Source organism: Hymenobacter sp. (assembly GCF_035709525.1).
Classification (GTDB): domain Bacteria; phylum Bacteroidota; class Bacteroidia; order Cytophagales; family Hymenobacteraceae; genus Hymenobacter.
On sequence record NZ_DASTEP010000243.1, the window covers coordinates 19,812 to 34,989 of the forward strand.

Annotated in this window: 13 protein-coding genes; 8 read left to right on the forward strand and 5 right to left on the reverse strand. The window is 56.6% G+C overall.

Annotated elements, in window-relative coordinates; translation table 11 throughout:
- The first annotated feature begins 74 nt into the window (after positions 1–74).
- Positions 75–857, forward strand: a complete 783-nt coding sequence (locus VFO93_RS21825) for an SDR family oxidoreductase (RefSeq protein WP_325136499.1) — start codon at positions 75–77, stop codon at positions 855–857.
- A 50-nt stretch (positions 858–907) separates the two neighbouring features.
- Here the strand turns inward: VFO93_RS21825 and VFO93_RS21830 are convergent, their stop codons facing one another.
- Complete coding sequence (locus tag VFO93_RS21830) at positions 908–1,888, reverse strand: hypothetical protein (RefSeq protein ID WP_325136500.1); 981 nt, start codon at positions 1,886–1,888, stop codon at positions 908–910.
- Positions 1,889–2,571: 683 nt separating this feature from the next.
- Here VFO93_RS21830 and VFO93_RS21835 point away from each other — a divergent pair.
- Positions 2,572–3,297, forward strand: coding sequence for a glycosyltransferase family 2 protein (locus VFO93_RS21835; protein WP_325136501.1), 726 nt, complete (start codon positions 2,572–2,574; stop codon positions 3,295–3,297).
- Between the two features lie 8 nt (positions 3,298–3,305).
- On the opposite strand, the gene VFO93_RS21840 is transcribed toward VFO93_RS21835, so the two are convergent.
- The 3 genes from VFO93_RS21840 to VFO93_RS21850 form a co-directional block, all read right to left on the reverse strand.
- Positions 3,306–4,700, reverse strand: a complete 1,395-nt coding sequence (locus VFO93_RS21840; protein ID WP_325136502.1) for a hypothetical protein — start codon at positions 4,698–4,700, stop codon at positions 3,306–3,308.
- A gap of 127 nt (positions 4,701–4,827) precedes the next feature.
- Positions 4,828–5,379: a hypothetical protein gene (locus VFO93_RS21845; protein WP_325136503.1), complete on the reverse strand. Its 552-nt coding sequence runs from the start codon at positions 5,377–5,379 to the stop codon at positions 4,828–4,830.
- An 85-nt stretch (positions 5,380–5,464) separates the two neighbouring features.
- Entirely contained in the window at positions 5,465–5,992 is a 528-nt protein-coding gene (locus tag VFO93_RS21850; protein WP_325136504.1) for a hypothetical protein, read from the reverse strand.
- 365 nt (positions 5,993–6,357) lie between these two features.
- Here VFO93_RS21850 and VFO93_RS21855 point away from each other — a divergent pair, with 365 nt between their 5' ends.
- Positions 6,358–7,869 (forward strand): ArnT family glycosyltransferase, encoded by a 1,512-nt coding sequence (locus VFO93_RS21855; RefSeq protein ID WP_325136505.1) that lies wholly within the window; start codon positions 6,358–6,360, stop codon positions 7,867–7,869.
- Between the two features lie 45 nt (positions 7,870–7,914).
- Positions 7,915–9,192: a hypothetical protein gene (locus VFO93_RS21860; protein ID WP_325136506.1), complete on the forward strand. Its 1,278-nt coding sequence runs from the start codon at positions 7,915–7,917 to the stop codon at positions 9,190–9,192.
- A gap of 86 nt (positions 9,193–9,278) precedes the next feature.
- Here the strand turns inward: VFO93_RS21860 and VFO93_RS21865 are convergent, their stop codons facing one another.
- Positions 9,279–10,184 (reverse strand): glycoside hydrolase family 16 protein, encoded by a 906-nt coding sequence (locus tag VFO93_RS21865; RefSeq protein WP_325136507.1) that lies wholly within the window; start codon positions 10,182–10,184, stop codon positions 9,279–9,281.
- A 135-nt stretch (positions 10,185–10,319) separates the two neighbouring features.
- Between VFO93_RS21865 and VFO93_RS21870 the strand changes: the two genes are divergently transcribed.
- The 4 genes from VFO93_RS21870 (at position 10,320) to galE (ending at position 15,108) form a co-directional block, all read left to right on the forward strand.
- Entirely contained in the window at positions 10,320–11,945 is a 1,626-nt protein-coding gene (locus VFO93_RS21870; protein WP_325136508.1) for an ArnT family glycosyltransferase, read from the forward strand.
- Positions 11,946–12,036: 91 nt separating this feature from the next.
- Positions 12,037–12,666 carry an acyltransferase gene (locus VFO93_RS21875; protein ID WP_325136509.1) on the forward strand — a complete coding sequence of 210 codons (630 nt, stop codon included), beginning with the start codon at positions 12,037–12,039 and terminating at the stop codon, positions 12,664–12,666.
- A 33-nt stretch (positions 12,667–12,699) separates the two neighbouring features.
- On the forward strand, positions 12,700–14,001 hold the full coding sequence (locus VFO93_RS21880) for a nucleotide sugar dehydrogenase (RefSeq protein WP_325136510.1): 1,302 nt from the start codon (positions 12,700–12,702) through the stop codon (positions 13,999–14,001).
- Positions 14,002–14,085: 84 nt separating this feature from the next.
- Positions 14,086–15,108 (forward strand): UDP-glucose 4-epimerase GalE, encoded by a 1,023-nt coding sequence (galE, locus tag VFO93_RS21885; protein ID WP_325136511.1) that lies wholly within the window; start codon positions 14,086–14,088, stop codon positions 15,106–15,108.
- Positions 15,109–15,178: the final 70 nt, after the last annotated feature.

Here is a 15,178-nt window from a genome sequence, read left to right on the forward strand (position 1 = left end):
GAAAGGTAGTCTTGCGCAATACTTGGCGTACCCATTCAACCACTCACCCGTTCAACCGTCCAGCCATTCACCTTATGCATCTCCCCTACCACGCCCTCGTGGGCGGCAGCACCCAAGGCATCGGCCGGGCTGTGGCCGATGCACTGGCCGAGGCCGGCGCTACCGTCACGCTCATTGCCCGGCGCGAGGCCGCGCTGCGCGAAGTAGCCGCTGCCCTGCCCACGCCGGCCGGCCAGGCGCACGGCTACTTAGTGGCCGATTTCAGCCAGCCCGCGCAGGTAGCCGCGGCGGTGACCGGCTACCTGGCGGCGCACCCGGCCGGCTTTCAGATACTGGTAAATAACACGGGCGGGCCGCCCGCCGGGCCGCTGCTGGCGGCCACGCCCGCCGACTTCGAGCGGGCCTTTGCGCAGCACGTCATCTGCAACCAGCTGCTGGCGCAGGCACTGGTGCCGGGCATGGCGGCGGCCGGCTACGGGCGCATCATCAACATTATCAGCACTTCGGTGAAGGTGCCGCTGCCAGGCCTGGGCGTGAGCAACACCATCCGGGGCGCGGTGGCGAGCTGGGCCAAAACGCTGGCCAACGAGGTAGCCGGCCAGGGCATCACGGTCAATAACGTGCTGCCGGGCGCTACCGCCACGCAGCGCCACGAGTCGCTGATTGAAAGCAAAATAGCCGACACCGGCCAGTCGCGCGAGCAAGTCGAGGCCGCCCTGCTGAAGCAGATTCCGGCCCACCGCTTTGGGCAGGCCCGCGAGGTAGCGGCGGCCGTGGCCTTCCTGGCTTCGCCGGCGGCGGGCTACATCACCGGCACCAGCCTGCCCGTGGATGGCGGCCGCACGGGTAGCTTGTAGCCTTTTGTAAACGGGCTAAGCGCCCCGCCCCAGCAAGGGATTCGCCCAATTTACCAGGGCGTCATGGGCGGGGGCGGGGCATCGGGAGTGGGCTGCGATACCTCCCACGGTGGTACCTGGAACAGCCGCTCCCGATAAAGCGTGTACGTCATTTCGTCGCCGGGCAGCACATTATTCACGTACTGCCAGCCTTGCCACATATTGAGTGCAATACAGCCCAGCACCAAGCCGCGCACTGCTTTGCTACCCGCACTACCTGGCCGCCCACCCACTAGGGCAGCCCCCAGCGGCAGCGCCAACAGCGGGTAGCAACTCACCAATGGCCTGGTACTGAATCCCCAGCCGTACCACCACTGCACCCAGCTAAAGGTGACATAAAGCAGCACGGGCAGAAAAATAAAGAGTACGGGCACGGCGGCTGGCACGTAGCGCTGCAGCCGGGGCATCCCCACGGCGAGTATTAGCACCACCAGCGGCGTATAAATAAACCAGCCGCGACGAAAACTAACCAGTCCTTCTACAATATGCGGGGCGGCAAAATCGAAATGCTCACCCTGATAGCTATCAAGTACCCAATGCCCGCTTACCGAATGCCAAAATAAGAATTGCAGACTTACAACAGCTAGCCCGATGACCACTGCCCCCGCCAGCTGCCCGGCGTGCCGGGCCAGTAGCGCCGGGCGCTGCCGCACGGCGGCGAGGCTATCCAGCCCCCACACGAGCGGAATGAGCACGTACAGCGCTTCGCTAAAGCGCGTGAGCGTAGCTAGCCCCAGAAATAACCCTATTCCACCAGCCCAGCGGCGCTCCGGCGTTTCGTACCAGCGCGCCGTGCAGTAAAGCAGGGCAGCCTGCCACAAAAACAATACCCCATGTGAATTAGCGGCCTCATGGGTAGCGTACACAAAGTAATTGGTTCCCAGCGCAATGCCGGCCAATGCCCAGGCTGTGGCAGCATCGCTGTAATAGCGCAGTAGTAGCTTGCGCAGTATCCACAGCCCTAAGATGCTGTATAACAAACCCGAAAGCATGGCAGCCTGTTGATAAGGCCAGAAGTAGCCATTTGCGGGCAAGCCGCGCCAATGCGAATAAAGATGCGCGCCCCCGAACCAAGGCAATTGGCTGATAGCTACACCCATCGGGTATTTTGTCACGTACCGGCCGTTATCTAGTTTGCGAATACCTAAACGCCCTACATCTCGGTCTTTTTCTGACAGCCTAGCCTGTACTAGCCGTGCTAGTGAATCGGGCCGCCCTGCGTCGTGGTATAAAAGCGTAGCAGGCAGGTAAGAGAAGTAACCTCCCGCGTCCCAGTCAAAGACCTCTTGTGAATTCCACCGTTTTTTTTGATTTACAGCCAATAGCATTATGCCTGCTATCAGCCAGAAAATGGCACGCGACTTCATAAAAGTACGTCAGGCCAATGCGCTAGCTAGCGCTACTTTACGCCTGCTAGCCGCATCGGCAAATGGAAGAAATCGGGTGGCAATAACGGCTAGTGAAAGCTTGTCAAATAGCTTTCTTAAAATGCACCCTCCTTTATTTTACCTACCTCAAAGGTAGGGAAGCTGACCGAGCAAACTTTTGCCACCCTGCCAATTTCACGGTTTTTCCACAGAGGTCAGTTTTATGCTAATTGCTTTCTAGTTTTGGACATTCGTTAGTAAGAGCGTACTCACCGCCGCCGTCAATTATCAACCTTCTGGTTTCTGCATTGGTCAAAATCACTACGCTCTCCATCGTTGTTCCCGTCTACAACGAGGCCCGCACCATTCATCAGATTCTGGACCTGTTGCGCGACTTAGAACTAGTGCAGGGCATTCAGAAGGAGATAATCTTAGTTAATGATTGCTCCACCGATAATTCGGCCGACGTGATTCGGGCCTACGCCGCCCGCTCTCCCGAGCTGCATTTGCGCCTATTGGAGCACTCCGTCAACCAAGGCAAAGGGGCTGCCCTGCATACCGGCATACGAGAAGCCACTGGCGACTATGTAATTATCCAAGATGCTGATTTAGAGTATGACCCGGAGGAATACAATGCACTACTTCAGCCCATTCTAAAGGGGTTTGCCGATGTAGTATTTGGCTCCCGGTTTATGGGTGGCAAGCCGCACCGCATCCTGTTTTTCTGGCACAGCATCGGCAACGCGGTGCTCACCTTCCTGTCGAACATGGTGACCGACCTAAACCTGACCGACATGGAAACGTGCTACAAGCTGTTTCGGCGCGACATCATTCAGGGTCTGGTGCTGGAAGAAAAGCGTTTCGGCTTCGAGCCCGAGGTCACGGCCAAGGTGGCCCGCGTGCCCGGCGTGCGCATCTACGAAGTAGGCATCAGCTACTACGGCCGCACCTACGCCGAAGGCAAAAAAATAGGCTGGCGCGACGGCTTTCGGGCTATTTACTGCATCGTGAAGTACGGGCTGCTGGGCAAGTAGGGCAGTACTTATTTCTGGTAGTACAGCTTTTTGGTGGGCGTGATGTGCCAGTATTCCAGCAGTTGGGCTTGAAACTCTGAGTCGGGCGCATTGCGAATGGGCCCCCAGCTCAAAACGTCGCAATAGGGAGCCAGTTCTACCACCGGCTCTGGCGCGCGCGCTAGCTGGTCGAGGCTCCAGCGCTGGCAGCCGTTAGTGCTTTCGTCAGGCTGGGAGGCATCGGCCACCAGAAACGCGCCCCCAACCAGGCAGACCAGCAGCAAGTAGCTGCGCTGCCCTATCCCCCGCAGCTGCGCTAGCAAAAAGTACGCTGACAGCCCGTAGGCGAACACAATCCCCAGCACCGCTGGCAACACCGAGTCATTGCGCAGCAAGTATGGCCGATAGGAACGGTACCCGCCAAACGGCAGCAACGCCACGTAAGCGACTATGAACAGCGCTATCCACCCCAACGTAGCCAGCACCCGCTGCCGGGCGGGCGAAGGCTCGGCAACCAGCCGAATCAGCCCGAAATTGAACAGCAGCAGCAGGAGCAGCGCAGGCAGCGCGGCTTGGTATGTGAGGTATTTGACACTGCCCTCCGCCAGCAGTTTGTAAAGCTGCGGCAGCGTGTGCGTGTGCGAGTTTTCGACGTTGTAGCGGCCCACATACAGCGAGTACAGGCTCAGGCCAGCCAAAATGCCCAGCAGCAGCAGCGCCTGCCCAGATAGCCAACTGCTTGCTAGAAAGGAAACCTGCCGACTGGCCTGCCAGCGCTGCCACTGCCCCCAGGCCCAATGCACCCCAATACCCAGCAGCCACACGGCAATGGTAGCCGTGGCGACGGGGCCATTAAAGGAAACCACTACCATCAGGGCTACCAGCAGCGCGCTTCGCCACAACGGTAGCCGCAAAGGCCGCTGCTGCTGCGCCGCCTGGTAGAAGGGCCACAGCAGCACCAGCACCAGCAGCATGGCCACCGCGTAAAAAAACGTGTAGGTAGCCGCCCGGTCCGTGATGCCCATTTGCTCGTAACCGCCGGTTGCCGTTTGAAAAAAAGGCACTAAAAGTGCCATTATCAACCAGATGTGCCTGCGCGGCGCTGCTACGGCCAGCTCTATGTATTTGGCCAGCAAAAAGAGGAGGCCCGCCTGCGTAAGCGTCGTAAAAAGCGCGCTGGCCAGGTATAAGCTGCTAATGGGGTCAATCACCTTTTGCAGCAGCCGGGGCATTACTTTCCAGTAAAGGCCCATTTCGGCGTGCGCAAAAAAGCGGTTGGTAGCGGCATACGTTTCGTGCTTGGCCAGCACCGCCCACCCAAAAGGGTCGTGCAGCACCGGCGCGTACCAGGGGGCGGGCAGCACGATAGCCGCCAGGTCACCATCGAGCGGGAGATTGTAGTTATGCCAAAAGGTAAGCGCCAAGTCCAGCCCTATGAACAACACTAGAAAACCAGTCAGTAGGCGCTCCCGCATAAACCAATACTTAATTGCACAATCAGCTTTTCTCGGTAGCGCATCGCTGGTGGCCGCCTACTACCGCGCCGGCCACCTAGTTTTTAATGCTCAGCTTCACGTCATCCAGGAGCACCAAGTCACTGGCATTGGCTCGCCACAGCGACAGGCGTAAGTGCTGGTTCAAGGTAATATTATCCGGCAGCGTAAAGTCCTTGCTCACCGGCACCCACTCGTTGTAAGTCTTCACCACTTCGCCGAGTTTCAACCCATCGCCATACACCTGCTTGTTGGTACCGTGCTCCATTATTTGCAGCCCGACAATCCCCGTGGCTTTTTCGCTGGGCAGGAAGGCCCAGGCATCCAGGTGCACGGTTTTAAATTTATGCGTTTGAATCTGGCCTAGCTCCATGTCAAACGTCAAGCTGAACTCGTGGTCCTTATCCACCTTAATGGCATACTGCCCCGAGTGCGCCCGGCCTTTTTCCAGCAGTTTGGGGTCGTTGCGGATGGCATCGTTGCTCCAGCCCCCGCCCGCCTCAAAGTTGTTGAAGGTGATTGTATGGGCATCTATTTCTGTCCCGGCCGTTGAACTTGCCTGGCACGCCCCAAGCAGGGCCATTCCCCCTATTCCAATAAGTTTTCTCATACATTCAAAAGGGAAGCCCCTCAGCACTACTCGTTGGGCTTGCCGCGCCAGCCACGCGGGCCGCAAGCCCAACGAGTAGACCGTTTTAGCGAATGGCAATCAGCTTAATATCATCAACGTAAGCCGGCGAGGTAGCCTCGGCCCGCGATACGTAGATAACTATCTGCGAGAGGTAGTTGGCAGCGGGCGGCAGCATAATCTCTTTGCTCACCAGTTCCCACTTGCCATAGTCTTTTACTTGGTTCAGTACCGTTTGGTCGCGGAATATCTCCTTGCCACCCGCAACGTCCCGCACCGCAAACTCCAGTTTAGCGGCCGAGTTTTTATCCGTGGCGTACACCCATGCTTCCAGCTTGATGCCCCGTAGCCGGGTCGAGCTCAACTGCCCCAGAATAGCGGTGTATCCTGGGCTGAACTCATGGCTTTTATCAACTCGCAGGCTGTAGCTCCCCGAGTGGGCTTCGCCTTTGGGTAGCACGCTTGGGTCAGGCATCCACCCTATCATGCCGTCGATATCGGCAGTCATGAGCACATCTTTGTCAGAAGAGGTAGAGTCTTTACCTCCGCAGGCAGCTAGTGCTACCAGAGGCAGCGCTAAAAAAAGCTTTTTCATTTACTTAAAAAAAGAGCAGGGACGTTACTTAGTAAGGTGCAGTTCAAAACCGTGCGAAGGTAATACAAGGCCTATCATTATGGACCTTATTTTTGGCACTGTGCCGGCCACTAGTTGCCTTGGGCTCAGCCCCACCAAGCTTTCTGGTAGCAGGCCGGAGCCCTTCATAGGCTACAAGGTCAGCCCCTATATTTGCCTTAGCGACAGGGCTAGTAGTATCTCTTCACTATAAGGGTAAGACTATAAGAGCAAGGCGGGCAGTTGTCCTACTGGCATTATGGCTCCACTCGAATACTTGTATTTGTACTTGTGCTGCGCTTCTTTTACACGCTACCCTTCTCGTTATCAAATCCCTCGCCTACCCTGTGTCTTGGTTCGCTGGCCTACAGCAGTGGCTGTCCCGGCCCAACAACCAATTGCTAGCGCTGCTAGTGCTGGCCGCGTTTCCCCTATACTATGAGTTAGGCCGCAATCCCGTCCAGCTATGGGATGAATCGCGCTTAGCTGTGAATGCTGCTGAAATGGCTCGCGATGGCCACTGGCTAGTACCGCATTTTGATGGAAGCCCAGACCACTGGAACACGAAGCCGCCTTTACTTATCTGGCTGGAGGCCTTGTCGTTCAAGGCCTTCGGCTACTCTACCTGGGCATTGCGGCTGCCTACCTTGGTGGCCACCCTCACTACTATCTTCCTGCTATTTCGGTTTGCGGCCAATTCATTGGGCCGCCCACTAGCAGGTTTTTTTGCGGGCATACTACTCGTTACCTGCACCGGCTACGTGCGGCTGCACGTGGCACGCACCGCAGATTATGATGCCTTGCTCACTTGCTGGCAGGTAGTGCTCTGGACTACTTTTTTCGAGTATCTGGAAACTGGCCAGCGCCGCCACCTCACTTGGGCCGCCATCGCCCTCATCGCCGCCACCTTTACCAAAGGCCCGGCGGGGTTGCTGGGGCTACCCGGGCTAGCGGCATATGCGCTGATACGGGGCAAGCTGGGATGGCTGCTTCGGCAGCCCAGCACCTACGTGGCAGCCGGTAGCTGGCTGGTGCTGGCAGGTGGCTATCTCATTCTGCGCGAGCGCCTAGACCCTGGCTATATACAAGCTATGCGAGCCAATGACGCAGGTGGGCGTTTTCTAACCGTAATAGAGGGGCATAGCTCTTCCTGGACTTATTACCTGAATAACCTAGCCGAAAGCCTTTTCACGCAATGGCTGTGGGCAGTTATCCCTGCTCTGCTCTTGTGCTGGCTGCAGCCAGCAGCCCGGGTGCGCTGGGCAGGCGCGCTACTCGCTTTGTTTATAGCAGGGTGGCTCGCCGTCATCAGCACCGCCCAGAGCAAGCTGGCATGGTACGATGCCCCTATCTACCCGGCGCTGGCTCTGGTAGTAGGCCTGGGTATGAGCCTATTATATCAGGACTTGGGTACGCTGTATTTACCGAAAGTCGGCCGCTTAAAAGGCTGGTTTTTGCAAGGAGCTTTGTTCGTTTCTCTATTTTACGGTGGTTACTATACTATTACTCACCAACTGGTAGAAGAGCGCCATAGTGACTTTGGGCAAGGCCCTGATGGCCACTTAGGCCGGTACGTCGATAAAATCTCCAAAGAAGAGGCTGGGTTGTCTGATATCTCAATTTTAACTGAGGGAGGAGTATACCCAGTATTGCAGTACTACAAAATACAATTTGAAGACCAACATGGGCGGCATTTGACTATGACCAATAATCGCGATGTGCGAAATGCTCCCATAGGTGCCGGCCGCGTGGTAGTGGTATGCGACCCGGCCTACCGGGTACCACTCGACTCGGCCTTCAAAATCATGGAGCTGCACCAGGATTTTCCTTGCCAAACGCTCCTGTTGCTACCCCGTTGATAGTAAGCCTTTGGCTGCACTTGCTACTTTTTAGTACTTTACCGCATGGGTATTATTTCGCTCCGCCGCCAGTTAGGCTACGCGCTGCTACTGTTTTTGCTGCTGTTGTTGGCCGTACCTCAAGCTGGTTATGAGTATGACATGGGCTTCTGGGTGCGATGGGCTACGCACATTTTTGAGCACGGGCTAGGCAATGTGTACCAAGTAGCTGACAATAATTACAATCCGCTCTACCATTACATTCTGTGGCTGTACGGCAAGCTTACTGGCAGCGTCGAGAAGCTGGTGCACTACCGCCACTGGCTTAAGGCATTCACGCTGGTCTTCGATTTTGCGGGCGCTTTTTGGGCGGCTTCTCTTGCACCCGACCGCACTCGGCGCTTTGGCCTGGCGCTATTATTACTACTCAACATCGGATACTTATATAATACGCTAATCTGGATTCAGGTCGACAGTATTTACACCTTCTTTGCTTTTGGAGCCCTCGTACTAGCACAGCAGCAGCGGCCGATAGCCAGCCTCATGTGCTTTGTGCTAGCACTGGCGGCTAAAATACAGGCCATCATTTTTTTACCACCGCTCCTATTGCTGTGGATACCGCAGTGGTGGCACCGCCCACGCCAGTTGGTGGGGGCTATAGCTGCGGGCATCACACTTGCCGTATTACTATTGGCTCCATTTATCTGGTGGTCATGGGAAAGCTACTTGCCGCGTATTATTGAACTCAATATCAAGGCCGCTGAGCTATACCCCAAGGTTTCGATGGGTGCCTATAACGTCTGGCACCTGCTACTGCCTAAAGCTCTATTAGAAAGCGAGGCCGATACACTTCCCTTTAATGGGCTCACCTATCGTAGTTGGGGTTTGCTATTATTTTGTGCTTCTTCGGCAATAGCCTTGCTCCCGCTACTACTGGCAGCTTGGCGGTCTGTGCGTGTGCGTTCAGTTGGTTCTCCCAATATAGCACTAGTACTGCTCAGCAGTGGCAGTATACCACTGCTTTTTACTTTTTTCAACACGCAGATGCATGAGCGGTACTGGCATGCTGCTATTCTGTTTCTGGCGGCTTACGGATTTATGCAGCGAGATTACTTACCTTATATTCTAGCATCCTGCGCTTATTTTCTCAACCTAGAAAATATTCTGCGTTACCTCCAGCTATTCAATTATAACGTGCTTCTCTTTCAACCTTGGTTTATTGCGCTACTTTTCGCACTCACTGTTGCAATAGTCTTATTCAAAATTTACCATCTATCACCACTTCGACAAAAAATTAAAGCTACCTCTATCGAGTTACCTAATTCAAAAGATAGTACGCTGTAAACACCTAATTTTATCTTCAAACTAACTACTATTAATTAGCACACAAATTACCAAACAAGAACGCACCTCTCTAAAAAGACATCAACTCACATATAAGGTGTATTTCTATAGAGCTGCTTGATTCTATCATACCAACAATCGTATTCTGGGTTTAAATAACCAGCATAAGGAACATAACCTACGGGTTTATATATCCTGATATAATCTACTACAAACGGCTCAAATACAACCTCGTCTTTATCTGGATAATTCAAGCCAGAACCCGTCTGATGCATCATTTTCATGTAGCTACAGCGCTCCACCATATTAGGAGAATTAGCCCCCGGTACGTGCGCAGCAATAGTATCGGTTCTCAACTCCTCATTATCGAAAAACCAAGTAATTTGAGTGGGAGTCCAGACGACCGTCCACGTATGAAAATCATCACTTAGATTAGCTGAGTAGTAGTAATTATCGCCTTCCTCACGCTTTTCCGCTTCCGAGCCGTAATGCACCGTTGAGAAGAAATAGTCAGGAAACCGACCATTCTGTTCAAATACATCTATTTCTTGCGCAGGGCTAGTTATACTGTGAAGCCAATAAGCGGTATATTGACCGGCTTTTCTTGGCAGTTTGCATCTTATCTCAAACATACCATATAAATAGCCTGCATCGTTACGGCTCTTACATGCAGGTAGCTCGTCAAATTTACTCTGCATATCGCCACTGGAATAATAATAGACCTGCCGATTATCAGGATTTATAATTGGCTTTTTTAGTTTTTGCGTAAGGAAGTATAGACAGCCGTCCATAATTAAAACGTTTTTTTCATCTGCATAAGGCGTAAAATAATTAACTACCGAATCAGCTGGCGGCCCGTTAGCGATGGTCCATCTTGTTTTTAAATCTGCCAGTGAAGTATCAAACTCCTCCCTGCTCACCAGCACCCAATTTGCTTTACTGAGTATACCCTGTGCATTGGCCGTGAATGCTACCAACGTCAACGCAAACACAATTAACAAAAACCTTTTCACGGCTCTATTCCAATTAATACGATACGTTGTGACGCTAGTAAGACTTTTGTATAAAACTAGCAGTATGGCTTCAAACCACAGGTGTACTCAGCTTTAGCTCCATTCTCTTTCCTAATGCTAGCCCGTATCGCCGCCAAAAAACCTACTGCTTACTACGCAATTTTACTGCCCTTGGTGCTAGCATTGGGCGTGTGGGTGCGGGTAGCGCACTTTCCCCACATTCCGCCCGGCTTCAACCAGGATGAGGCTGCCAGCGCCTACGAAGCCTTTGCGCTGGCCGAAACCGGGCTCGACCGCTGGGGCGATGCCTGGCCCGCCTACTTCACGAGTTGGGGCAGTGGCCAGAGCGTGCTGCTAGCCTACCTCACGGTGCCCATCGTCAAGGTATTTGGCTTGAGCATCGGCTCGGCCCGCGTGGCCATGCTGGTGCTGAGCGTGCTTTCGCTGCCGCTACTGGCTTATTGCCTGCGCCCGCTGGGGCGCTACCCGGCACTGCTGGGCACGCTGCTGCTGGCGGTGGCACCCTGGCACTTTATGCTCTCGCGCTGGGGCCTCGACTGCAACCTGGCGCCTTGCTTTATGCTGCTGGGCTGCACCACGCTGTCGCGGGCGCTGCTCACGCAGCGGCGGCGCTGGATTATTTCGAGCCTACTGCCGTTTGCGCTGGCGCTGTACTCCTACGGCACCACGGTGCTGGTGCTGCCGGCCTTTTTTGTGCTGGTGCTGCTGCTGCTGGGCTTGCGGCCGTGGCGCGCGCGGCTGGGAAGCTGGCTGCTGGCGGGGGCGCTGTTTGTGGTGGTCGGTACGCCTTTTTTCCTGTTTTTTATCGAGAATTACGTGCTGGGCCACAACCTGGCCTGGACCGACTCGCTCTTTTTCTCGACGCCCATGCTGCTGGTCACCCGCTCCAGCCAGGTGTCGTCGGCCAGCTGGTCGCAGACCTTCTTCAACAACTGGAACTTCTTGCTGGCCAGCTTCAACGACGGCTCTTCCTACAACCTGCTCCAGGGTTTCCGGCTCTTGCTCAGCCAGACGCTGCCGTTTGCGGTGGTAGCACTGCTCATCGGGGGCTGGCAGCTGGCCCGGCGGCGCGGCCGGCCGGCGCTGTCGCCGGGTTTCATCGTGCTAGCCCTGTTCGTAGCCTGGGGCCTGGCCTCGTTCGTTTTGTTTTTCTCGTTTGATTTGAACGTCAACCGGTTCAATCACTTCTTCTTGCCGTGCATCGTACTGGCGGCCTGGGGCGCGGCCCGCACCATCGACAGCTTTGGCCCCACCGTGCCGCGGCAGGTGGTGCGAGCGGTGGCCGTGCTTTGGCTGCTGCTAGAGGGCGGCTGGGCCATGGATACCTACGTCTACGGCTACGCCAATGGCCCCATCAAAAACGATTTCAACGCGGGCCTGGACGAGGCGTTCGGGGCCGTGGAGCATTTGTGGGGGGTCGACCAGGTACGCATCACGAACAACATGCCGCTGCCGTACCTGTACACGCTGTTTTACCTGCGGTACCCGCCGGCCGATTTCCAGCGCGAGATGAAAGCCCGCAACACCGATAACGTGTACGACGTCAGGCGGTTTGGCCGGTACGTTTTTGCCAACGAAGAGCTTACGCCCGGGCACGCCTACGGCTACTTATCGCGCCGCAACGAGTATCCCGACAACGAGCAGCAGCACCGGGCAGTAATCTTCACCAACGAAAGCTGGGAAGTAGGAATTATGCAACCAACGGCGGCGGGCAAGTAGCCCGGCATTGGGGCGCGGCCGCGGCGGGCTGCTGCGCCCTCAACCCCGCTCGCCCTGTTACCTTTGCGCCCGCGCACCTCTCCTCGCACCCGTGGCCGACGCCGTTTCCGTTTTCTACGCCCACCCTACTGCCGTGCTCGACGCGGGCTGCCGCGTGGGCGCAGGCAGCCGCATCTGGCACTTTTGCCACCTGGCGGCGGGCGCGGTGCTGGGCGAAAACTGCTCGCTGGGCCAAAACGTGTTCGTGGCCGACGGTGTGACGCTGGGCCACAACGTGAAAGTGCAAAATAACGTGAGCCTCTACAGCGGCGTGGTGTGCGAAGACGACGTGTTTCTGGGCCCCTCGGTGGTGTTTACCAACGTGCGCAACCCGCGCAGCGCGGTGCCGCGCCGGGGTGCGGCTCACTACCAGCCCACGCACCTAGAGCGCGGCGTCAGCATCGGGGCTAATGCCACCATCGTGTGCGGGGTGCGGCTGGGGCGCTACGCCTTCGTGGGCGCGGGCAGCGTGGTGACCAGAGACGTGCCTGCTTTTGCGCTCGTGTATGGCAACCCCGCCCGGCAGCACGGCTGGCTGAGCGCCCACGGCGAGAAATTGCGCTTCGACCAAAGCGGCTTTGCCCGCTGCCCGGCTACTGGCGACGCGTATGAGCTAGACCATGCCACTAATACAGTGTATTCGGAGGATTATTCGGCTGATAGTCATTTCGCCAAACCCTGACTTTTAATTAATAATTACTCAATTCAATTAAGCGTGTACAACGAACTACTCCGCAAAGAAGCCAAGCTGGCCGTCATCGGCCTCGGCTACGTGGGCCTGCCCATCGCCCTCGAATTTGCCAAGCAACTCTCGGTTATCGGCTTCGACATCAACGCCGGGCGCGTGGAGATGATGCGCAACCACCAGGACCCCAGCGGCGAGCTCGATAGCTCGGCGTTTGAGGGCACCGACATCACGTTTACCGACTCACTCGACGTGCTGCGCGAGGCGCAGTTCTTCATCGTGGCCGTGCCCACGCCCATCGACGAGCACGCTCAGCCCGATCTCAAGCCGCTGCTCGGCGCGTCGTCGTCGGTAGGCAAGGTGCTGAAAAAGGGTGATTACGTAGTCTTTGAGAGCACCGTGTACCCTGGCTGCACCGAGGAAGACTGCATTCCGGTGATGGAGCGGCTCTCGGGCCTCAGCTTCGCCAACGGCGACTTTAAGGTGGGCTACTCGCCCGAGCGCATCAACCCCGGCGACAAGGAGCACACGCTGCGCCGCATCGTGAAGGTGGTGAGCGGCTGCGACGTCGAAAGCCTCGACACCATCGCCAAAGTGTATGAGCTGGTGGTGGATGCCGGCGTGCACCGCGCCAGCAGCATCCGGGTGGCCGAGGCCGCCAAGATTATCGAGAACACCCAGCGCGACGTGAACATCGCCCTGATGAACGAGCTGTCGATGATTTTCGACCGCATGAGCATCAACACCTACGAGGTGCTGGAGGCGGCCGGCACCAAGTGGAACTTCCTCAAGTTCAGCCCCGGCCTGGTGGGCGGCCACTGCATCGGCGTGGACCCCTACTACCTGACGTACAAGGCAAAAGAGCTGGGCTACGACGCCAAAGTCATCCTTTCGGGCCGCACCACCAACGACAATATGGGCGCCTACATCGCCCGCAAAACGGTGCAGATGATGATAAAGCGCGGCAAGGACGTAGCCAAAAGCCGCGTGCTGGTGATGGGCGCGACCTTCAAGGAAAACGTGGAGGACATCCGCAACTCGAAGGTGGCCGACGTGATTCAGGAGCTTAAGAACTTCTCGGTGAACGTGGACATCGTGGACCCGCACGCCAGCTCCGACGAGCTGCTGCACGAGTACGGCTTCCGCCTCACGCCCCCCGAAAAGGTGCGCCAGGACTACGACGCCGTGATTGTGGCCGTGAGCCACCAGCCTTACATGGACAGAGACGAGGCGTATTTTCAGTCCATCACGGCTGATAATGCGGTGCTGGTCGACATCAAAGGCCTCTACCGCCACCAGCCCATGCACGAGCTGCACTACTGGAGCTTGTAAGTTAGTGCTCAGTTATTGGTGCCTAGTGCTTAGCTACTGGACATCAACGCCTAAGCACTAAGCACTATCAACTAAGCACTAACTATGACTAAGATTCTCGTTACCGGCGGTGCCGGCTACATTGGCTCGCACGCGGTGGTGGAGCTGGCCCAGGCGGGCTTCGAGCCGATTATCGTTGACAACTTCGCCAACTCGGAAACGACGGTGCTCGCTGGCCTGCGCGACATTCTGGGCCGCGACGTGCCGTGCTACCGCATCGACTGCGGCAATGCCGAGGCGCTGCACGAGGTATTCCGCAAGGAAGGCGACATCAAAGGCGTCATCCACTTCGCGGCTTACAAAGCAGTGGGCGAGTCAGTGCAGAAGCCGCTGGCTTACTTCCACAACAACGTGGGCTCGCTCATCACGCTGCTGCAAGTAATGAAGGATGAGGGCGTTGAGAACCTGGTTTTCTCGTCGTCGTGCACCGTGTACGGCGTGCCCGACCAGCTACCCGTGACCGAGGCTACCCCCACCAAGCCCGCCAACTCGCCCTACGGCCGCACCAAGCAAATGTGCGAAGACATCGTGCACGACGCTTCCAAAGCCGCTGATAACACGACGCACACCATCCTGCTACGCTACTTCAACCCCATCGGGGCGCACGAGTCGGCCAAGATTGGCGAGTTGCCGCTGGGCGTGCCCAACAACCTGGTGCCGTTCATCACGCAAACGGCGGCTGGGCTGCGCGACAAGCTCACCATCTTCGGCGACGACTACGACACGCCCGACGGCACCAATGTGCGCGACTACATCCACGTGGTGGACCTAGCCAAGGCCCACGTAGTAGCCGTGCAGCGCCTGCTCGACCGCAAAGCCAGCGACGTAGTCGAAACCTTCAACGTTGGCACCGGCCACGGCAACACGGTGCTGGAGGTAGTGAAAGCCTTTGAGGAAGCCAGCGGCCAAAAGCTGAACTACAGCATCGGCCCGCGCCGCGCCGGCGACGTGCCCGCCATCTACGCCGATGCCACCAAGGCCGCTGAGGTGCTGGGCTTTAAGACCGAAACTTCGCTGCGCGACTCGCTGGCCAGCGCCTGGAAGTGGCAGGTTGCCTTAAGTAAATAACTGTCATGCTGACGAAGGAAGCATCTTATCACGGCGGCCTTCGTCAGCATTTAATTAGCAAACCAAGTTC

Excerpts from the sequence above, each read along its gene's own strand:
- VFO93_RS21825 (WP_325136499.1), top strand. The coding sequence starts at position 75 with ATGCATCTCCCCTACCACGCCCTCGTGGGCGGCAGCACCCAAGGCATC.
- VFO93_RS21830 (WP_325136500.1), bottom strand. The coding sequence starts at position 1,888 with ATGCTTTCGGGTTTGTTATACAGCATCTTAGGGCTGTGGATACTGCGC.
- VFO93_RS21845 (WP_325136503.1), bottom strand. The coding sequence starts at position 5,379 with ATGAGAAAACTTATTGGAATAGGGGGAATGGCCCTGCTTGGGGCGTGC.
- VFO93_RS21850 (WP_325136504.1), bottom strand. The coding sequence starts at position 5,992 with ATGAAAAAGCTTTTTTTAGCGCTGCCTCTGGTAGCACTAGCTGCCTGC.
- VFO93_RS21860 (WP_325136506.1), top strand. The coding sequence starts at position 7,915 with ATGGGTATTATTTCGCTCCGCCGCCAGTTAGGCTACGCGCTGCTACTG.
- VFO93_RS21870 (WP_325136508.1), top strand. The coding sequence starts at position 10,320 with ATGCTAGCCCGTATCGCCGCCAAAAAACCTACTGCTTACTACGCAATT.
- galE (WP_325136511.1), top strand. The coding sequence starts at position 14,086 with ATGACTAAGATTCTCGTTACCGGCGGTGCCGGCTACATTGGCTCGCAC.